This is a genomic window from Maribacter hydrothermalis, from assembly GCF_001913155.1.
GTDB classification, from domain to species: Bacteria; Bacteroidota; Bacteroidia; order Flavobacteriales; family Flavobacteriaceae; genus Maribacter; species Maribacter hydrothermalis.
Genome location: NZ_CP018760.1, coordinates 3,467,861 through 3,488,091, shown reverse-complemented (window position 1 = coordinate 3,488,091; position 20,231 = coordinate 3,467,861). Strand labels below are relative to the sequence as shown.

General features: G+C 33.2%; 16 protein-coding genes. 7 read left to right on the top strand and 9 right to left on the bottom strand.

Annotated features, from left to right (window positions below; translation table 11 throughout):
* Positions 1-86: 86 nt before the first annotated feature.
* Both BTR34_RS14965 and dnaK read right to left on the bottom strand, forming a co-directional pair.
* Positions 87-1,010, bottom strand: coding sequence for a hypothetical protein (locus BTR34_RS14965; protein ID WP_068483477.1), 924 nt, complete (start codon positions 1,008-1,010; stop codon positions 87-89).
* 147 nt (positions 1,011-1,157) lie between these two features.
* Entirely contained in the window at positions 1,158-3,062 is a 1,905-nt protein-coding gene (gene dnaK, locus BTR34_RS14960) for a molecular chaperone DnaK (protein ID WP_068483480.1), read from the bottom strand.
* Positions 3,063-3,249: 187 nt separating this feature from the next.
* Between dnaK and BTR34_RS14955 the strand changes: the two genes are divergently transcribed.
* From BTR34_RS14955 to BTR34_RS14945, 3 genes are all read left to right on the top strand, one after another.
* Positions 3,250-4,674, top strand: a complete 1,425-nt coding sequence (locus BTR34_RS14955; protein ID WP_068483540.1) for an L-serine ammonia-lyase — start codon at positions 3,250-3,252, stop codon at positions 4,672-4,674.
* Positions 4,675-4,752: 78 nt separating this feature from the next.
* Positions 4,753-6,672: a DUF294 nucleotidyltransferase-like domain-containing protein gene (locus BTR34_RS14950; protein ID WP_068483483.1), complete on the top strand. Its 1,920-nt coding sequence runs from the start codon at positions 4,753-4,755 to the stop codon at positions 6,670-6,672.
* Positions 6,672-7,328 carry a 3'-5' exonuclease gene (locus BTR34_RS14945; protein WP_068483486.1) on the top strand — a complete coding sequence of 219 codons (657 nt, stop codon included), beginning with the start codon at positions 6,672-6,674 and terminating at the stop codon, positions 7,326-7,328. Before BTR34_RS14950 ends, BTR34_RS14945 begins: the two co-directional genes overlap by 1 nt.
* A 2-nt stretch (positions 7,329-7,330) precedes the next feature.
* Here BTR34_RS14945 and BTR34_RS14940 read toward each other — a convergent pair whose 3' ends face one another.
* Both BTR34_RS14940 and BTR34_RS14935 read right to left on the bottom strand, forming a co-directional pair.
* Positions 7,331-8,287 carry a phosphoribosylaminoimidazolesuccinocarboxamide synthase gene (locus BTR34_RS14940; protein ID WP_068483489.1) on the bottom strand — a complete coding sequence of 319 codons (957 nt, stop codon included), beginning with the start codon at positions 8,285-8,287 and terminating at the stop codon, positions 7,331-7,333.
* 8 nt (positions 8,288-8,295) lie between these two features.
* Complete coding sequence (locus BTR34_RS14935; protein ID WP_068483492.1) at positions 8,296-9,249, bottom strand: PhoH family protein; 954 nt, start codon at positions 9,247-9,249, stop codon at positions 8,296-8,298.
* Between the two features lie 130 nt (positions 9,250-9,379).
* On the opposite strand from BTR34_RS14935, the gene BTR34_RS14930 reads away from it, so the two are divergent.
* Together BTR34_RS14930 and dnaN are read left to right on the top strand one after the other, a co-directional pair.
* Positions 9,380-10,210: an SAM hydrolase/SAM-dependent halogenase family protein gene (locus BTR34_RS14930; RefSeq protein ID WP_068483494.1), complete on the top strand. Its 831-nt coding sequence runs from the start codon at positions 9,380-9,382 to the stop codon at positions 10,208-10,210.
* Positions 10,211-10,583: 373 nt separating this feature from the next.
* Positions 10,584-11,702 (top strand): DNA polymerase III subunit beta, encoded by a 1,119-nt coding sequence (gene dnaN / locus BTR34_RS14925; protein ID WP_068483497.1) that lies wholly within the window; start codon positions 10,584-10,586, stop codon positions 11,700-11,702.
* 72 nt (positions 11,703-11,774) lie between these two features.
* Here the strand turns inward: dnaN and BTR34_RS14920 are convergent, their stop codons facing one another.
* Positions 11,775-12,143 carry a DUF4870 domain-containing protein gene (locus BTR34_RS14920; RefSeq protein WP_068483501.1) on the bottom strand — a complete coding sequence of 123 codons (369 nt, stop codon included), beginning with the start codon at positions 12,141-12,143 and terminating at the stop codon, positions 11,775-11,777.
* Between the two features lie 71 nt (positions 12,144-12,214).
* The gene (locus BTR34_RS14915) at positions 12,215-12,622 is read right to left on the bottom strand and encodes a hypothetical protein (protein ID WP_068483504.1); all 408 of its coding nucleotides are present in this window, start codon (positions 12,620-12,622) and stop codon (positions 12,215-12,217) included.
* Between the two features lie 112 nt (positions 12,623-12,734).
* Here BTR34_RS14915 and mnmE point away from each other — a divergent pair, with 112 nt between their 5' ends.
* The gene (mnmE, locus tag BTR34_RS14910; protein ID WP_068483507.1) at positions 12,735-14,132 is read left to right on the top strand and encodes a tRNA uridine-5-carboxymethylaminomethyl(34) synthesis GTPase MnmE; all 1,398 of its coding nucleotides are present in this window, start codon (positions 12,735-12,737) and stop codon (positions 14,130-14,132) included.
* A gap of 193 nt (positions 14,133-14,325) precedes the next feature.
* On the opposite strand, the gene BTR34_RS14905 is transcribed toward mnmE, so the two are convergent.
* The 3 genes from BTR34_RS14905 to miaE form a co-directional block, all read right to left on the bottom strand.
* A complete protein-coding gene (locus BTR34_RS14905) occupies positions 14,326-16,110 on the bottom strand; it encodes a ribonucleoside-diphosphate reductase subunit alpha (RefSeq protein WP_068483510.1) in 1,785 nt (594 codons plus the stop codon).
* Entirely contained in the window at positions 16,111-17,385 is a 1,275-nt protein-coding gene (locus BTR34_RS14900) for a ribonucleotide-diphosphate reductase subunit beta (protein WP_068483513.1), read from the bottom strand.
* A 627-nt stretch (positions 17,386-18,012) separates the two neighbouring features.
* Complete coding sequence (gene miaE / locus BTR34_RS14895; RefSeq protein WP_068483516.1) at positions 18,013-18,594, bottom strand: tRNA-(ms[2]io[6]A)-hydroxylase; 582 nt, start codon at positions 18,592-18,594, stop codon at positions 18,013-18,015.
* An 835-nt stretch (positions 18,595-19,429) separates the two neighbouring features.
* Here miaE and BTR34_RS14890 point away from each other — a divergent pair.
* Positions 19,430-20,224 (top strand): tyrosine-protein phosphatase, encoded by a 795-nt coding sequence (locus tag BTR34_RS14890; RefSeq protein ID WP_235843181.1) that lies wholly within the window; start codon positions 19,430-19,432, stop codon positions 20,222-20,224.
* Positions 20,225-20,231: the final 7 nt, after the last annotated feature.

Sequence of the window (20,231 nt, the reverse complement as noted above, 5' to 3'; positions counted from 1 at the left end):
ATATTATTTATTAAATAGTTTAAAACAAGCACTTACAGTTATGTTATGGCTTACTCAAAAAAATGGATAGCTAATACTAATTAAAATTAATCCTCAACTACAATTGTCTCTTTAGGGTAATAGGTGATTTTTCTTGTAGTATAGGTGTTATCTGGAGTAACAATTTGCTTTATCCAATTGCCCTTACCTTCTTGGTCGTATTGATAGATATATTCTTTTTTTGTAGTCTCTAGTTTAGTTTTTGCAATTTCAGCAACTAACATGTCATTTTCATCATACATGTAAGTGGTTCTTACAGTAGGCTCAAACTTTTCATTAGCTGTATTGTATTCAAATTCTTGCTGTGCCATTAAACGGCCATTTGAACTAAATACTTCTTCAAAGGCATAATTCGCTTCTCCCTTTAAAAACTCTTTAGTTAAAACTATTTTCTGTTCTGGCTTATTTTTGGGTTTAAGTGTAGAAGTACGAATAGATTTTAGCGGCGCTCCATTTAACAAATAAGTTATTGTGTACTCTCCCTTAAATTTTTTATGCTCAACCAATGTAACGTCAATACCATCATTGTTTGTTCTTCTAATACTTGTTAAATCTCCAGATTTGTCATATTCATAAACATATTCATCTAAAAACTCTTTGTCATAAGAAAATATACGCTCTTGTATTTTTACATTTTCTGTAGAATCAATCTGGTAAAAGTGAGCTATAGAAGTGCTAGGGTCAAATGCATTATTTCGATAAGATTCTGAACGTTTTTCCGCTAATTCGCCATTTAGGTATTTATAATAAACCACATCATAATCGGTAGCATTGTATCTTGTTACTGATTTGGTTAGTAACCCTTTTTTATTAAAATCATATTCTTCTTTACCATAATCCGTACTTACTAAACAAAATTTTACATTTTCTTTTAGGTCAAAATCTGCCCGCGTAAAAATCTGAATTTCTTGCCCTTTCAAAATAGAAATCATAGGTACCAATAAAATAACAAGTAGGTATTTTTTATTCATGATGCAAAATTACTTTATAATACTGGGATTTAAAAAATTACTATAAAAGTAAAAAGGGACGGTAAATTCCGTCCCTTTTTTATAATAACTTATAGTTATATTATTTAACCTCTTCGAAGTCTACCTTTCGACTTCGCTCAAGACAGGCTACTTAACTTCTTCGAAGTCTACGTCTTCAACATTATCACCTTCTGAAGCAGCACCGTTTGCAGTTGGCTCTCCTTGAGGAGCACCGCCACCTTGAGCATCAGCTTGTGCTTTGTACATTTCTTCGGATGCAACTTTCCACGCTTCATTGATTTTATCTAAAGCTGGAGTAATTACTGCGATATCCTTGGTTTCATAAGCCGCTTTCAATTCTGCTAAGGCATCTTCAATTGGTTTTTTCTTATCATCGGATAATTTATCGCCAAATTCAGTTAACTGAGATTCCGTTTGGAAAATCATTCCGTCTGCTTCATTCAATTTGTCCGCAGTTTCTTTTGCTTTTTTATCAGATTCAGCATTTGCTTCTGCTTCAGCTTTCATCTTTTTAATTTCTTCCTCCGTTAAACCAGAAGAAGCTTCGATACGAATATCCTGAGTTTTGTTCGTAGCCTTATCAGTTGCAGAAACTTTTATAATACCGTTAGCATCAATATCAAAAGTAACCTCGATTTGAGGAGTACCTCTCTTCGCTGGTGGAATACCATCTAAATGGAATCTACCAATTGTTTTGTTATCGTTTGCCATTGGTCTTTCACCTTGCAATACGTGAATTTCAACTGAGGGTTGGTTATCAGCAGCAGTAGAGAATACCTGAGACTTTTTAGTTGGTATCGTAGTATTAGACTCAATTAATTTAGTCATTACACTACCCATAGTTTCAATACCTAATGAAAGCGGGGTAACATCTAATAATAATACATCTTTTACATCACCAGTTAAAACACCACCTTGGATTGCGGCACCAACAGCGACTACCTCATCTGGGTTTACGCCTTTAGAAGGTTTCTTACCAAAGAATTTTTCAACAGCTTCTTGTACTGCAGGTATTCTAGTAGAACCACCAACTAAGATAATTTCATCGATATCACTCTTAGAAAGTCCTGCTGCTTTCATAGCAGTCTCACAAGGCTCTATCGTTCTTTTTACCAAATCGGCAATTAATTGCTCAAACTTTGATCTCGTTAATGTTCTCACCAAATGCTTAGGTCCAGAAGCAGTAGCTGTAACATATGGTAAGTTAATTTCTGTTTGTGCGGAAGATGACAATTCAATTTTAGCTTTTTCAGCTGCCTCACGTAAACGTTGCAGAGCCATTGAATCTTTTCTAAGGTCCATATCTTCTTCAGACTTGAACTCTTCGGCTAACCAGTCAATAATTTTTTGATCCACATCATCACCACCCAAGTGAGTGTCACCATCGGTAGCCAATACTTCAAAAACGCCATCACCCAACTCAAGGATAGATACATCATGCGTACCACCACCAAAGTCAAAAACAACTATTTTTTGATCAGTATCTTTTTTATCCATACCGTATGCTAAAGATGCCGCGGTAGGTTCGTTAATAATACGCTCTACAGTTAAACCTGCAATTTCACCAGCTTCTTTCGTAGCTTGTCTTTGCGCGTCATTAAAGTAAGCAGGTACAGTAATTACTGCACGAGTTACTTCTTGACCCAAATAATCTTCAGCAGTCTTCTTCATTTTCTGAAGAATCATTGCTGACAATTCTTGTGGAGAATACAAACGGTCATCGATATCAACTCTTGGTGTATCATTATCACCTTTAACTACTTTGTAAGGTACTCTACCAGCCTCTTTACTAGATTCTGAATATTTATTGCCCATAAACCTTTTAATAGAATAAATGGTTTTGTTAGGGTTTGTCACTGCTTGCCTTTTTGCTGGATCACCAACTTTAATTTCACCGCCTTCAACAAAAGCGATAACAGACGGAGTTGTTCTTTTTCCTTCTGCATTTGGAATTACTACTGGTTCATTACCTTCCATTACTGAAACACAGGAGTTGGTAGTACCCAAATCTATTCCTATAATCTTACTCATTTTATATGTTTTTAAATTAAGTGCTTTATTTTACAATCGATTAGTAATTGACAAACAATATGCCAAGCCAAAAAAACTGACATGATGTCACTAATATCGTTTAGTCCTAAATAAATATGCCAATTTAGTATAGTAAAAGGTTGCCGAAACATTGTACCTTAGCTTATAAAATTAAGACGTTTTGGAAATAGAAAGTATAAGTGTATTCGATATGCTAAAAATAGGTGTGGGCCCTTCTAGCTCCCATACACTTGGTCCTTGGCGTGCTGCTGAAAGATGGTTGGCTCGTCTTGACTCTAGAGGAAATCTTGAAAAGGTAGAAGAAGTAGAAGTTCACCTATACGGTTCCTTATCTTTAACTGGTAAAGGCCATGCCACTGACTATGCGGTTATGCTCGGACTTTTAGGTGCTGATCCCGAACAAATACCAATTGCAGACATTGACCCATTAATAACTGGTATTAAAGACAATAACATATTGAAGCTTAATGGTAAATACAAAATTGTATTTGACCCTAAAAAAAATATTGTATTTAATAGAAAATTTCTACCATTTCATGCTAACGGTATAAAGTTTCAGGCAATACTAAAATCTGGCAGAAAAATTTCTAAAACGTATTATTCTATAGGTGGCGGGTTTGTCATAAGTGAGGAGCGTAAAAATGCCAAACGTAAAGTTGACATGTTTAACAAATTCCCATACCCTATTCAAAAGGGAACCGAATTACTTGAATATTGTAAGAAAGAAGATTTAAAAATCTCGGATATTGTTCTTGAAAATGAAAAATCGTTACGTAGCAATGAAGAAATTGACTACCAACTAAATCGTATTTGGAATACAATGTTAGAATGCATGTATACCGGCTGTCATACCGAAGGCACATTACCTGGAGGCCTCAATGTAAAACGTAGGGCCTTTGAAATGCACAACAAGCTTAAAAGCGACCTTCCCTACTCTACCCCGGAAGAATGGCTACAAAGTATACGACAGACAGAGGTAAAGTTTAGACAAATTTTACAATGGGTAAGCTGCTTTGCACTAAGTGTAAATGAAGTAAACGCCTCATTAGGCCGTGTAGTTACCGCACCTACAAATGGTAGTGCCGGAGTAATACCGGCAGTTTTAATGTATTACATGGTAATAGAAAACCATGCTGGGAATTTTGAACATGTAAAACAGTTTCTATTAGTAGCAGGTGAAATTGGAAGTATCTTTAAAAAAGGAGCTACTATATCAGCAGCAATGGGTGGTTGTCAAGCAGAGATAGGTGTTTCTTCAGCAATGGCGGCAGGTGCACTTACCGAACTACTAGGTGGTTCTCCTGAGCAAGTTTTAATGGCTGCAGAAATTGCTATGGAACATCATTTAGGCTTAACATGTGATCCCATAGGTGGGTTGGTACAGATACCATGCATAGAACGAAACTCCATGGGTGCTATAAAAGCAATTAATGCGGCAGAATTAGCTTTAGGCTCTGACCCATCGGCTGCAAAAGTACCGTTAGATAAGGTGGTACAAACCATGTGGGAAACTGCAAAAGATATGAGTTCTAAGTATAAAGAAACATCAGAAGGTGGTTTAGCGGTTGGCGTATTTTTAAGTGATTGCTAGTTTTATAAACGCATTAAAATTCTTTTAAACCAAAAGGTTCTCATTATTTTTTTATATAAATTCTTCTAACTTTAATATATGAAAAACCTTATTTCTGAAAGAGTTGCAGATTTTATTAAAAACTTCCCCCCTTTTAATATTCTTGACTCCAAGTCCTTACATGCTTTATCCGAAGAGGTTCTAATTGTCTATAAAGAAAAGAATAGTGTCATATTTTCGGTTGATGAGAATCAACATTCACACTTTTATTTGGTACATAAGGGAGCTGTTTCCCTTACTAATCGAAGTAGTTCTAATATCATTGACTATTGTGATGAAGGAGATATATTCGGATTACGCCCGCTTTTTGCCAATGAAAATTATAAGTTAGAAGCTAGAGCACATGAAGAATGTATTCTCTACGGAATTCCTATCGATATATTTAAACCTATTGCTAAACAGAATGACCAAGTAACTATTTTCTTGATGGAGAGTTTTGCCTCCAACACCCGTAATCCATATGCAAAAAATCAAAAAGGGCAACTTTATGACAACGAAGTTGAAGAAAAGGTTACAAAAGAAGTGGTACTACCAGATCTGCAATTAGCCAGCTATTCAAAAAAATTGGTTTCTTGTTCTACGAGAACTACCATTAAAAAGGCTGCCGACATCATGTCTAAAAAGAAAATCGGCTCATTATTGGTAACCAGTAAAGATTTACCCGTTGGCATTATTACCGATAAAGATTTCAGAAATAAAGTAATATCGGGTGAGCAGCCGATAACAGCTTCGGTGAAATCTATAATGACCACACCGGTAATTACGTATCCAAAAAATCTGACGATTACCCAAGCTCAAATGGCAATGATGAAAAGCAACATTAGTCATTTAGTCATCACGGAAGACGGTACGCCTAATTCTCCTGCATTAGGTATTTTATCAAAGCACGATGTAATGGTTTCCCTAGGCGACAACCCTGCCGTATTAGTAAAAGCAATTAAACGCACCTCTCGTATTAAGAAAATAAAGCAGATTAGAAAGAGTGTGATGGTACTTTTAACCGGATACTTAGAACAAAACATTCCTTTAGGCTTAATTGCCAAGATAATTTCTGAACTGAATGATACATGTATTAAGCAGGTAATAGAAATTTCCATTGCAAAGATGGATACGCCCCCACCCGTTAAATTTGCATGGCTTGCATTAGGTAGCCAAGGTAGAAGTGAACAACTGTTACACACAGACCAAGATAATGCTTTGGTTTTTGAAGATGTACCTGAAGAAGATTTACCTAAGACCACCACTTATTTTCTTAAGCTTTCCAAACATATAACCAAAGGATTAAATATTATAGGATATGAGTACTGCCCTGCAGACATGATGGCTTCTAACCCAAAATGGTGTTTAAGCTTACAGGAATGGAAAAATAAACTTTCTTATTGGATCAGTAATCCAGGTCCGAACGAGGTTTTAATGTCCTCCATTTTTTTTGATTATAGCTTAGCTTTTGGAGAGCGGAGTTTACTTGACAACATGTCTGACCATATTTTTAAAACCGTTGAGAAATATCCTATTTTTCTAGTTCATTTGGCAAACGGAGCACTTCAAAGTCCGTCACCCACGGGTTTCTTTAGACAATTTGTTGTTGAACAAGATGGGCAACATAAGGATTCATTCGATTTAAAAAGCAGAGCCTTAAGGCCGTTGATAGATGCTGCACGTGTTTTGATATTATCGCATTCCGTTAAGGCAATTAGCAACACTTGGGAACGCTATGAAAAGCTAGCGGAACTTGAGCCCAACAACCAAGAGTTGTATTTGGCTTGCTCCTATGCTACAAAGGCATTATTGAAATTTAGAACGCGACAAGGATTAGCTAATCATGATTCGGGAAGATTTATTAAACTAGATCAATTGAGCAAACAAGAAAAAATGAAATTGAAACGCACTTTTAATGCTATTAAGGAAATTCAAGAATTGATTACACTTCGATTTAAGGTGACTAGTATTTTAGGATAATGGGACTATTTAAAAGAACACCTAAAATTCTACCTGACTATTGGAAAACCTATGAGAACCTTTTCAAGGACGCAAAAAGCAAAAATTTTAACGAATTAACTTTTGTAGTTTTGGATACTGAAACAACAGGCTTTAGTTTTGAAGATGACCGTATACTCTCTATTGGCGCTGTAAAAATCAAAAACGAAACCATTTCAGTTCAAGAGGTTTTTGAAATTTATTTAAAGCAAGAAAAGTTTAATAAAGATACTGTTCATGTTCACGGACTTTTAAAAAATGGAAATCGAAAATGTATCAGTGAAATTTTGGCTCTTGAACAGTTTTTAGACTATGTTGGCAATGCCATTATAGTTGCGCACCATGCAGGATTCGATATAGGTATGTTAAATAGAGCTCTAGAGAGACATGGTTTACCTAAACTTAAAAACACTGTATTGGATACAGGGATTATTTATAAGAAAACACTCATTAAATCTTATTTGTTACAGCCAAAATCAAATTATACATTAGATGAATTAGCAGAGAAATTTTCCATCTCTAGAAAAGATAGACACACTGCATTGGGCGACGCCTACATTACAGCAATCGCCTTTTTAAAAATTATTTCTCGTTTAAAGGAAAAGAAAAACTTCTCCCTTAAATATTTACTTAGATAACGTTAAAGGCTCTCTAAATAACTTAGTACGTTTCTATTAATTCTGTCGTGAATATATGTAGTATCAGCCTTTAGGAATGGTTCACCTGTTATATGTTCGTATAATTCTATATAACGCTCAGAAACTGTTTCAATAAATTCGTCGGTCATCTCCGGAACAGTTTGCCCCTCCAAACCTTGAAAGTCATTGGCAATTAACCACTGCCTCACAAATTCTTTAGAAAGTTGTTTTTGAGGTTCATTGGCATCTTGTCTTTCTTGATAACCATCAGAATAAAAATATCTTGAAGAATCTGGTGTATGTATTTCATCGATCAAAACAATTTTGCCTTCCTTAGTTTTTCCGAACTCATATTTAGTATCCACTAAGATCAATCCTCTATCCGCGGCTATTTCTGTTCCTCTTTGAAAAAGAGCATAGGTGTATTTTTCTAATAGTGCATAATCTTCTGCAGAAACAATTCCTTTGCTTAGAATATCCGCTTTAGAAATATCTTCATCATGATCACCCATTTCTGCTTTTGTAGCAGGAGTAATTATCGGACTCGGAAATTTGTCATTCTCCTTCATAGCCTCAGGCATAGTAACACCACAAAGCATTCTATTTCCTTTTTTATATTCCCTAGCTGCATGACCAGATAAATAACCCCGAATAACCATTTCAATTTTAAAAGGCTCGCAAGCCACACCCACGGCCACATTAGGATCAGGAGTAGCAGTTAACCAATTAGGTACAACATCGGCAGTAGAAGCCATCATTTGTGTTGCTATCTGATTTAGGATTTGTCCTTTATAGGGGATTCCTTTAGGCATCACCACATCAAAAGCAGATAATCTATCTGTAGCTACCATAACTAACATATCGTTCTCTAAAGTATAAACAGATCTCACTTTGCCCTTATAGACATTCTTTTGACCTGGAAAATTAAATTCAGTTTCGTAAATAGTATTCTTTGACATTTAAATTCTTAATTGTGGTGTTCAATAGTTTTATAAGCTTCAATAACCTTTTTTACTAGTTTGTGACGAATAACATCTTTATCATCAAGGTAAATGACTTCTATACCTTCAACATTCTGTAAAATTAACAAAGCCTCTTTTAATCCTGAAATTGTTCTTCTAGGCAAATCTATTTGTCCTGGATCTCCCGTAATTAGAAATTTAGCGTTTCTTCCCATTCTGGTTAAAAACATTTTCATTTGTGCATGAGTGGTATTCTGCGCCTCATCTAAAATAACAAAAGCGTTATCTAAAGTTCTACCACGCATAAAGGCCATAGGTGCAATTTGTATGGTACCATTTTCAATATAGTGCACCAATTTCTCTGCAGGTATCATATCCCTAAGTGCATCATATAAAGGTTGCATATAGGGGTCAAGTTTTTCTTTTAAATCACCGGGTAAAAAACCTAGATTTTCACCAGCTTCAACAGCTGGTCTCGTTAAAATAATTTTCTTTACCTGTTTTTCTTTCAAAGCTTTTACGGCAAGTGCAACACCTGTATAGGTCTTACCAGTACCCGCAGGTCCAATAGCAAAAACCATATCATTAGTTTTAGAAGCGTCTACCAACCTTCTTTGATTAGCCGTTTGTGCTTTAATTAAACGACCACTAACCCCATGAACTAAGGTTTCTCCACTGTTTTTTGAAGATTTAAGTTCATCATCTTCAGAACTTGTCAGCACCCTTTCAATACTGTTTTCATCTAATTTATTATACTTTATAAAGTGCTGGGTCAATAAATCGAAACGTTTTTCGAATTCCTCTAAAAGTTCTTCATCACCAAAGGCTTTTATTTTATTACCACGGGCAACTATTTTCAACTTAGGAAAATATTTTTTCAATAAATCAATATGCTCATTTTGCTGCCCAAAAAACTCTCTCGGGCTAATTTCGGTAAGTTCTAGAATTATCTCGTTCAAATAATCGGTTTTATTATAATTTATAGTTAGCGAAGATTAATTTCTAATCGCTATTTTTTTGTTTAATTTTGTATATCAAATTTAAGCAAATTTTAAGTTTGACTAACTAAAAACATATCAACATTGCTGTATGGCAATCATTACCCTAACAACAGATTTCGGATTAAAAGATCACTTTGTAGCCGTATTAAAAGGTTCCATATATACTGAATTACCCGATGCTAAAATTGTTGATATCTCCCATGATATTATGCCGTTTAACATTCATGAATGTGCATATGTTTTATCAAATTCATACAAAAGTTTCCCAAAAGGCACCATACATATCGTAGGCGTAGATTCGGAAGAAACACCAGATAACAAACATGTAGTAGCGCTAGTTAACGGACATTATTTTATTAGTGCAAATACAGGTGTCATTGGACTTATAACTTCTGAAATGACTCCAGAAAAAGTTGTTGAAATAAATTTACCGGATTCTATTGCAAATTCTTTTCCAGTGTTAAACGTATTTATACAAGTAGCTTGCCATATTGCTCGTGGCGGAACTTTAGAAATTGTTGGCAAACCTTTCTCTGGCCTTAATGATTTAAGGGAGTTTGCCCCTAGAATTGTCGAAGATGGCAAGAAAATAATAGGTAGTGTTATTTATATTGACAACTATGGCAATGTCATCACAAATATTCGCAAAAATCTTTTTGACGCCTATAGAAATGGCAGGGATTTTAAGCTTTTAGCAAGAAACCATAAAATTGACAAAATACATAATGCGTACAATGATTTTATCGACTATAGTTTAGAAAAAGGACAGCGAAAAAGCGCTGGCGATTTACTAGCTATTTTCAATTCTTCGGACTATATAGAATTAGCCATTTATAAAAGTAATTTAACCACTGTGGGCGGAGCTTCTACCCTACTAGGACTTGACTATAGAGATACGATTATGGTTGATTTTGAATAAATCAAAAATGATTTAATATTAATTTAAAACCCTAATTTTAAACGACAATCAAATCTCTTAAAAGTTAATAACTATTTCCCAATTGTTATATTCACAAGGTTTAACTAGTAATACATAGCGCTCTACATGAGCATTAGGTTATATAAACTGTTAATAAGTTTGTTTCCTTAAAAAGGTCAATTAAAATATCTTTGTTGTTATCTAAAACTAGTAATAGTAAGTAGTTTAACATATTATTCTTATTTAGAATAGTAAATAACCTCGGGACAAGCCCGCGAGGCATTGAATTGAAAACATAATTAATATTTCGACACAAGCGTCGGAGCATTTAAATCTCGATTATCGAGTAAATAATATCAATAAAATTTAAAGAATGAAATTTATAGTTTCAAGTACCTATTTACTTAAACAGCTTCAAATTTTAGGAGGTGTCATTAATAACAGTAATACATTGCCAATCCTGGATAATTTCCTGTTCGATTTGCAAAAAGATAAATTAACTGTTTCTGCATCTGACTTAGAAACAACTATGAGTTCGGTAATTAAGGTAGATTCTGATAATGAAGGTATTATTGCAGTGCCGGCAAGATTACTATTAGAAACCTTGAAAACTTTTCCTGAACAACCCCTTACTTTTATTGTAGAGGACAACAATACCGTTGAAATTAGCTCTAACCACGGTAAGTATGCTTTGGCATATGCTGATGGAGCAGAATTTCCTAAAGCAGTAGAATTATCAAGCCCAAGCTCTACCACTTTACTTGGAGATATTTTAGCTACCGCAATAAATAAAACAATTTTTGCAGCAGGTAATGATGATTTAAGGCCAGTAATGAGCGGTGTGTTTTTTCAATTCTCACCAGAAAACTTAACTTTTGTTGCTACAGATGCCCATAAATTGGTAAAATATCAACGTACAGATGTTTCCGCTTCTCAAGTAGCCGAGTTCATTATGCCTAAAAAGCCTTTAACTTTATTAAAAGGAATATTAGCAGGTAGCGAGTCTGATGTGCTTATAGAGTATAACGAAAGTAATGCAAAGTTCAGCTTTGAAGAAACAGAATTGATCTGTAGACTAATAGATGGCAAATACCCAAATTACGAAGCGGTAATACCAAAAGAGAATCCAAATAAACTTACCATAGCTAGAAATCAATTTTTAAGTTCAGTAAGAAGGGTTTCTATTTTTTCTAATAAAACAACGCACCAAATACGTTTAAAAATTGCTGGTGCCGAATTGAATATTTCTGCAGAAGATATTGATTACTCTAACAAAGCAGAGGAAAGATTGACCTGTTCTTACCAAGGAGATGATATGCAAATTGGTTTCAACTCTAGATTCTTAACTGAAATGTTAAACAATTTAAGTTCAGATGACGTTTCTTTAGAAATGAGTTTACCAAATCGTGCAGGAATCCTTACTCCTACAGACGGTTTAGATGAAGGTGAATACGTTACTATGTTGGTAATGCCTGTTATGCTTAACAGCTAAAACTAAAAATCTATAAATTAAAAAGGGTCAGTTGTTATTAAACTGACCCTTTTTTTTTGTTCATTACTATATTTATGAGATAAACCGAATGGCTCCAAAATAACTAGGAGATTCTCCGTTGCTAGCCTTTATAGCATTTACAGCTGGCATAACTATCGATAAGATTCCTGCGAAAATCAATAATAAGATTCCGAATCCAAATAGCAATATACCAGGTATACCTATTATCAAATATAAAATTAAGGTTAATTGAAAGTTGATCACGGATTTACCATGCTCATTCATACCTACAACAGAATCTTTGGTTGTTAACCAAATTACCAACGGTACTACGAGTCCACCAAATCCGGTTATAAAATCTAAATATTGAGACAAATGTGTTATAACCAAAAGATTGCGATCTTCACGGACAACTACTGCGTTATTATTTACTAGTTCCATTTTTGATTGATTTAATGATGAATACTATAAATAAGACGCACAAACGCCGTAAATGTTACAATAAAGGATAGTTAAAGTTTTCTATTCAATTTCTTGAGCTTTTCTTGTTGCTTCATAATCTTCATTTGGCACTTAGCAATTTTATCCTCCTTTTTCTGAATATCTACTGGAGAAAGAGTACCTTTTATCTTGCCTTTTTCTAACTGACTTCTTAATTTCTCTATTTGTTTTTCTTCACTAGAAATAGACTTCTCTTTTGACTTAATCTGCTTTTTTAACTTCTCTTCCTTTTTCTTCTCAGCAGCTTCCTTCTTCTCTTTTTTAGCCTTAGCCTCCTTCTTATCAACCTTCTTTTTTACTTCATCAAACTCCTTTTGCTGTTCAATTGAGATATCTTCAGAAGACGCTGGAAGATTACTTTGTGAAACTCCCACAGCAGATACAAGCATACAAACAAACAATACAATTACTTTTTTCATTTTAAATTATAAATTTTATAAAGCACAAAATTACTATATAAATAAACACTTAAAATAAAATTGCAATAAATTAAGAAAACTACAACAGTTAATAATTGATTATTTTTGCAAAATGATTCAAACAGATACTATAATAGCCTTAGCAACTCCTGCAGGTGCAGGTGCAATTGCAGTTATTAGACTTTCAGGTCCCGATGCAATTACCATTGCCACTAAACATTTTGAATCAGTATCAGGTAAAATTCTTGAAAACCAAAAAAGTCACACTATACATTTAGGATATATAAAAGACGGTGAAAATCTGCTGGATCAGGCACTTATTTCCATTTTTAAGAACCCACATTCCTATACAGGAGAAAACGTAATTGAAATATCCTGTCATGGTTCTCCATACATACAACAACAAATTATACAACTATTCCTTAGAAATGGCTGTAGAACTGCAGATGCTGGAGAATTTACATTAAGAGCCTTCTTAAATGGTAAGATGGATTTGAGTCAGGCTGAAGCGGTTGCCGATTTAATTTCTAGCGATAATGCCGCTAGTCATCAAATTGCAGTGCAACAAATGCGTGGCGGATTCAGTAATGAAATAAAGCAGTTAAGAACAGAGCTTTTAAATTTTGCTTCCCTAATAGAATTAGAACTTGATTTTTCTGAAGAAGATGTAGAGTTTGCAGACCGTACTGAATTTAAAGAACTGCTTACTCGAATTCAAAAGGTACTACAAGGCTTGATAGATTCTTTTGCAGTTGGAAATGTGATTAAAAACGGAATTCCTGTAGCTATTGTCGGTGAGCCCAACGTAGGTAAATCTACCCTTTTAAATGCGTTTTTAAATGAAGAACGGGCATTGGTATCCGATATCGCAGGAACAACCCGTGATACCATAGAAGATGAAATTTCTATTGGAGGCATAGGTTTCAGGTTCATAGACACTGCAGGTATTCGTGAGACCCAAGATGTTGTAGAGGGCATGGGAATTAAACGAACGTTTGAAAAAATAGAACAATCACAAGTAGTTTTGCTTTTAGTTGATGGCTCTAAGCTATTATCCGACGATAAAAAACTGAAAAATATCGTTATTGATTTTGAAAAGATAAAGAATCAGAATCCGCTAAAACCATTAGTCCTATTGGTAAATAAAGCAGATACCCTTTCTGAGGATGATAAAAATATAATCGGCACCTATTTAGATAACGTTAAATATCTATCTGCAAAAACCGGAGAAGGTGTAGAAGAATTACAGAATAGTTTATTAGAATTTGTTAATACAGGTGCACTACGCAATAATGAAACTATTGTAACCAATACCCGTCATTACAATTCACTACTAAAAGCATTAGAAGAAATAGAAAAAGTGCAATTTGGAATGAAAGCAGACCTCTCTAGCGATCTTATGGCTATTGACGTTCGTGAAGCTCTATATCACCTTGGTGAAATTACAGGACAAGTAACTAATGATGAATTACTTGGGAATATTTTTGCTAATTTCTGTATCGGCAAATAACCTCACCAAACTACATCTATTAAATAGTAAAAAAGATTGAAAAAATTGTTAGCTTATTTCAAGAGGTAAAACTCATATTTATTTTACTATTCCTCCATAAATTGAAGATTAAATTGTTATAAAGTAAAAAGTCGGCATTTATAGCCGACTTTTTACTTTTATAAATTGAACTGTAAATATCTCCTTTAGTAATTTAAGCTTCACAACTTGCGCAGTCTTTTTTCTGCTTAAATTTTTGTGCGGCATTCATACTATGCTGGTAATAGAGTGATTTTAAACCAAGTTTCCAAGCGGTTACATGAATCTTATTTATTTCTTTCACAGGCATTTCTGGATGAACAATAATATTAACTGATTGACCTTGGTCAATATGATTTTGTCTATTAGCCGCCTGATAAATTATATCCATTTGGTCTATCTCTGAATAGGTTTTAAATACATCTTTTTCTAAATCAGACAAGAAGTCTAAATGTTGTACAGAACCATCTCGCTCGCGAATACTTCGCCATACTTCAGTAACGTTTTGGCCTTTTTCCTCTAATAAATCTACCAGAAATGGATTTTTAATGGTAGTCTTTACCTTTGCTATATCCTTAACATATATATTTGACCAAATAGGCTCAATACCTTGTGATACTTGCCCTAGAATAAAGGCAGATGACGTTGTTGGTGCTACAGCGTTCAATGTCGTGTTACGGCGACCGTAACCTTTCAGTATTTCTGGCTCACCAAATTTAGAGGCCAATTCTTCAGAAGCTTTATAAGATTTTGTTTTAATCGTTCTAAATATTTCATTGTTCAAGTCATATGCTTTTTGACTATTGAACGGAAGCATTTCTGATTGTAAAAGTGAATGCCATCCTAAAACTCCTAGACCTAAAGCTCGGTTATCCTTTGCAAAATTATAGGCACGTTCCATGAACAAAAATGTTTGCCTGTCCTCTCGTTTATCCGAATCGCGATATACTTCAAGTTTTTCAAGAAACTCCGTAATTACGGCATCCAAAAAGTAGACCATAGTTTCAACCGCATCTGTATTTTTCCATTTATTAAAATGCATAACATTTATTGAGGAAAGTACACAAACAAAAGACCAATTATCATTTGATGGTAGCATAATCTCGGTACAAAGATTACTTGCGAAAATTGTATGCTGCTTGTCTTTATAAACATCGGCAGCACCATTATTAGCGTTATCTTTAAAAAATATATACGGATAGCCCATTTCACCACGACGCTGTAAAACTTTAGCCCAAATAGCTCGTTTATCAACATCACCATCAACCATTGCTTGCATCCATTCATTGGTTACGGTTACACCGTGTGTTAATTCCTGAATAGAATTACCTTCCGTGCCAATTTCTAAAAACTCAGATATATCTGGATGTTCTACTGGTAAATAAGGAGAAAAACGGCCACGACGAACAGAACCTTGACTCACAACATCCACCATAGACTCAAAAAGCTGCATAATATGTACCGCTCCAGAAGCTTGACCATTATTTTTTACTTCTGCACCTCTATGTCTAATTTTTCCAAAATATCCAGATGTTCCCCCTCCCATTTTAGACATCATACCAACTTCTGACTGGGTATATAAAATATTTCCCATATCATCATCTATATGTGAGCCAAAACAACTAATTGGCAATCCTCTTTCTTTTCCGAAATTAGACCAAACCGGTGAAGCTAAAGAATAAAAACCATCTGACATATAGCCATAGAATTTATCTGAAAAACCATCAATCTTTAGTATACTTTCAGCTCTGTCCGCAATTTCGCGAATACGTTGTTCCGGTGTTACTCCTTCTGTCAAATAACCCGAATTTAAAAAATCCCGACTATGTTGTGTAAGCCATTCGAAACCAGAATCTGAATTATTTTTGTGGTTTTTTAAAGCTTCCTTTCTGGCTTGTATTAGTTGGTCGCTTTCAGAAATAGTAGTTTTAATCTTGTGGGTAGTGTTTAATTCGTTCATTTAAAAAAGGTCGTCGCTAGTTATACTTTTAGTTCTTTTACTATAATTGATTGATCGTTTAACGAAGAAATCGCCGTGTTTGGTGCCTATAATTTCATCATCAAACCACTCAGTTTCTGCTAATAATTCTTCATTTACTTCAAATATTTTTTTAATCCCAATACTTTCTAATGAATTATTGAAACGGTTTTTTATAAATTCATTTACAACTTTTTTGGGCAAGAAATCAAGTTCACCTTTTTCAAATATCCAATCAACAATTTCACTCTCTGCAATAAATGCTTCTCTACACATTTGCTGGATCATTATATTCTTTTCGTCATTAAACCAATCTGGATTTTCATTTTTAATTATCTTGATAACATCAATACCAAAATCTCCATGAATTTGCTCTTCTTTTGAGGTAGCTTCTACAACATTGGATATACCTTTAAACATATTCTTATGTTTATTAAAGGCCATTATAATTAAGAATTGGGAAAACAAAGAAACATGCTCTATAAACAAAGAAAATAATAAAATAGACTCTGCGTATTCTTTGTTATCGTCACTATGTGCATTCTTAAGGGCAGTTTCCAAATACTGTACCCTCTTCATCATTACAGGTTTTTTCTTTAAATTTTTAAACTCATTATTAAGTCCTAGGATTTCTAGTAAATGAGAATAAGCATCAGCATGTCTAACTTCACTTTCTGCGAAAGTAGCTCCTACCGAACCTATTTCGGGTTTTGGCATTCTATGATAAATGTCCCCCCAAAAACTTTTAACGGCAACTTCTATTTGTGAAATTGCCAACATAGTATTTTTTAATGCAACTCTTTCAGCTTCCGATAATCCCGTTTTAAAATCTTGAATATCGCTCGTAAAATTAAATTCAGAATGAATCCAATAAGAGTGTCTTATAGCTGGTACGTATTCGTAAAGTTGTGGATACTCATAAGGTTTTAAATTAATACGCTTTTCAAAAATATTAGTCTTACGCCTTTGAGCCTGCTCGTTTCTATAAATTATATATGCTTTTGCTACGTCGAAAAAACCCGCCTCCATCAACTTTGTCTCGACGAAATCTTGTACTTCCTCAACAGTTGGCGTATAGGTTTCATCAGCAGTCTTACGCTCTAACAAGGCATTATGTACACTTTTAGTAATTTGTTCTGCATCTCCAGGTCCACCTTGTTCTTCTGCCGTCATGGCTTTTAAAATGGCATTTGTTATTTTATGCAGCTGAAAAGGTTTAGTCGTAAAATCTCTTTTGACTAGATGGGTTATGATCATAGTATTTTGTCTCGGAATTGTTATAAATAATGGAAGCATAAAGGTCTTATTTTAATCCCCTTGCTTTGTCTTAACAAGCAATAGGTTTTCCACATTTTTATTAACATTGATAAGTATTACATTAAATAAAATAAGCTAAAAGCCTTAATTAAAAGATAATACGTAAATAAATGAAGTAAAACGAAACATTAAAAAAAAGTAAACAAAAATGAATTGGCACCATTACAAATTTTATACATTCAGTTTACCCCTTCTATTTACACATACTTAAGATCGGACTTATATTTTTTATAACATCTTCCTTATTTGAACATATTTAAAAAAAAATGACGCTTGAAATAAATGAGTTTGAATTTGAATTTTGCTTTATTTGATAAACATACCTATAAGTATTAGGTTGACTTTTATTTATCTGAAATTCAAATTAATTAATTAGAAACGAGGGAAAACTTTCAAGATTAGACCTATTGGCAAAATGAAATAGGAAATCATTAGAACTACTTGATATTACTAAACAAAAACAAATTTTTTGAAAATTTACATTCTCGTTGAGAATAAACAATTGAAATAGGTCATCGGTAATAGTGATTAAATATTTAAATTCATTTCGTTATTGAAGCATTAAAATTAACCGTGTATGGTTTCTTCTTTGCCATAGTTTTTAATTACTTCTGCTTCAAAATCAACCAACTCTTTCCAACGTTTATCAACGTCAATTTCTTGACCGTATTTACGTGCAAAGCCAATAAAAGTAGTATAATGATCTGCTTCGCTAATCATTAAATCATGATAAAATTTAGACAACTCTGGATCTTTTATTTCTTGCGAAAGTAATTTAAAACGCTCACAACTTCTTGCCTCAATCATAGCAGAAAACAAAAGTCTATCTACCATAGACTGTAGTCTGTTTCCACCCTTATTCATAAACTTATAGAGTTCATTGACATAACTGTCTCTTCTTTCTCTGCCAAGCGTATAACCACGTTTTTTAATAATATCATGAACCATTTGAAAGTGTACTAATTCTTCTTGTGCTAAAAGAAGTAAATCAGTAACTAAATCTGGGTATTCAGAATTGAGCGTAATAATCGTAATTGCATTAGTTGCAGCCTTTTGTTCGCACCATGCATGATCGGTTAATATTTCTTCTAAATTATTTTCGACAATGTTAACCCAACGTGGGTCCGTTGCTAATTTTAAATGTAGCATGTTTTTTCTTTTTGTAAAAATAAGTATCAAGGTGAGATATTCAGTAATCTACAATCCTTTTAATTTAAAATTATACTAGTCATAACTTTTATTAGTAGCTGTATATTAATTATTTACATTAAAAAATAGTATTATTTTAATCTTAAAAACACATCTTTACTCAGTGGTAGATTCACTAGAGAACAAATCTGTTTTTATAAGGCCAAGTACATTACAACTGAAAAATATACTATTACTTTAATCCACAAGACATGACGAATATAGTCTACCAATTGGAAACTTAGAATTAGGTGAAGAAAAATCTAAAGATATACTTCGCAAATTAATAGTATAAACCGGTGCTCTAGATATTAAAACACTATTTTTTTTAGTTTTTACGTATAATATAACCCAAGGTTTAAGACTAATTTTTACTTAGAACATTTGATTTCTTATTGTTATCCAATAACAAGAACTTAGAGCTTGTTAAATTAAATTTTGAAATCAATGAAGGTAAAAATGAGATAATATTCATAAAGTCATTGAAATAAAGGAAAAACTATAGCTGTTTAAGGTAATATAGAAATGTCAATTAAAAGGGAAACAATTTTTTTCAAACTGATATCATAAACTTTTATTAAGGTAGCTAGGATCTAAAAAACAGAAATTATTAGTTTATGAAAAAAGTTGAAAATTAGAGACTTTAACGAAATAAAACTATAAAAATATTATTTGGTGATATCTCGGGGAAATTAAGGTCTAATCATTAATTTCGCATCGAAAATAGCCAAATTGAAAATTTCCGTTCATTCTCTCTTATTTTTTCACCACAAATTACAATTTCCACCGTTATATAATGAAATATTATAACGGTAAAGGAAAAAAATCAAAAATTCAAATTTTATTTATGCTCAGCTTTTTTAGTAAAAAAAATTATATAATTGATCATCTTGAAGGGTTTATTGATATTCATAATCATATTTTACCAGGAATAGATGACGGCTCAAAATCTGTTACAGATTCTTTAGATCTAATCAAAGGGTTTGGTGAATTTGGTGTTTCTGATTTTATTTGTACTCCTCATATCATGGAAAATTATTATCCCAACAACCCTACTACAATAAACAGTTCTTTAAGTCTGCTTAAAAATGGATTAAAAATGAGTAATCTAAATCATGTAAATATCAATGTTGCTGCTGAACATATGATCGATTCAGGTTTTGAAAAACTAATAGAAGAAAAAAAAATAATGCCTTTATCTAAAAGGTATCTCTTAATAGAAATGTCATATTTACAGGCTTCCATAAATTTTGAACAATCTATAGATAAAATTAAGGAGAATGGATTTCATCCTATATTAGCTCATCCTGAGAGATATGCTTATTTATTTAGCAAAAAAAACATTTATACATATTATAAGTCTAAAGGTGTATTTTTCCAATTAAATATTCTTTCCATAAGCGGTTTTTATGGTAAGACTATTCAAAAAATTGCATACAAATTATTAGACGATTTAAAGTTTGACTTTATTGCCTCCGACGCTCACAATATGGGCCATATTAATGAATTAAAGAAAATTACTTTAAACAAAAAACAACTTAATTCAATTATTCCATTAATAAAAAACACTAATACTTTTTTCTTAAATTAAAATTTTA

What these genes read in the sequence shown, in the direction of transcription:
- BTR34_RS14965 (WP_068483477.1), bottom strand. Translation starts at nt 1,010, where the DNA reads ATGAATAAAAAATACCTACTTGTTATTTTATTGGTACCTATGATTTCT.
- dnaK (WP_068483480.1), bottom strand. Translation starts at nt 3,062, where the DNA reads ATGAGTAAGATTATAGGAATAGATTTGGGTACTACCAACTCCTGTGTT.
- BTR34_RS14950 (WP_068483483.1), top strand. Translation starts at nt 4,753, where the DNA reads ATGAAAAACCTTATTTCTGAAAGAGTTGCAGATTTTATTAAAAACTTC.
- BTR34_RS14945 (WP_068483486.1), top strand. Translation starts at nt 6,672, where the DNA reads ATGGGACTATTTAAAAGAACACCTAAAATTCTACCTGACTATTGGAAA.
- BTR34_RS14940 (WP_068483489.1), bottom strand. Translation starts at nt 8,287, where the DNA reads ATGTCAAAGAATACTATTTACGAAACTGAATTTAATTTTCCAGGTCAA.
- BTR34_RS14930 (WP_068483494.1), top strand. Translation starts at nt 9,380, where the DNA reads ATGGCAATCATTACCCTAACAACAGATTTCGGATTAAAAGATCACTTT.
- dnaN (WP_068483497.1), top strand. Translation starts at nt 10,584, where the DNA reads ATGAAATTTATAGTTTCAAGTACCTATTTACTTAAACAGCTTCAAATT.
- BTR34_RS14920 (WP_068483501.1), bottom strand. Translation starts at nt 12,143, where the DNA reads ATGGAACTAGTAAATAATAACGCAGTAGTTGTCCGTGAAGATCGCAAT.
- BTR34_RS14915 (WP_068483504.1), bottom strand. Translation starts at nt 12,622, where the DNA reads ATGAAAAAAGTAATTGTATTGTTTGTTTGTATGCTTGTATCTGCTGTG.
- mnmE (WP_068483507.1), top strand. Translation starts at nt 12,735, where the DNA reads ATGATTCAAACAGATACTATAATAGCCTTAGCAACTCCTGCAGGTGCA.
- BTR34_RS14905 (WP_068483510.1), bottom strand. Translation starts at nt 16,110, where the DNA reads ATGAACGAATTAAACACTACCCACAAGATTAAAACTACTATTTCTGAA.
- BTR34_RS14900 (WP_068483513.1), bottom strand. Translation starts at nt 17,385, where the DNA reads ATGATCATAACCCATCTAGTCAAAAGAGATTTTACGACTAAACCTTTT.
- miaE (WP_068483516.1), bottom strand. Translation starts at nt 18,594, where the DNA reads ATGCTACATTTAAAATTAGCAACGGACCCACGTTGGGTTAACATTGTC.
- BTR34_RS14890 (WP_235843181.1), top strand. Translation starts at nt 19,430, where the DNA reads ATGAAATATTATAACGGTAAAGGAAAAAAATCAAAAATTCAAATTTTA.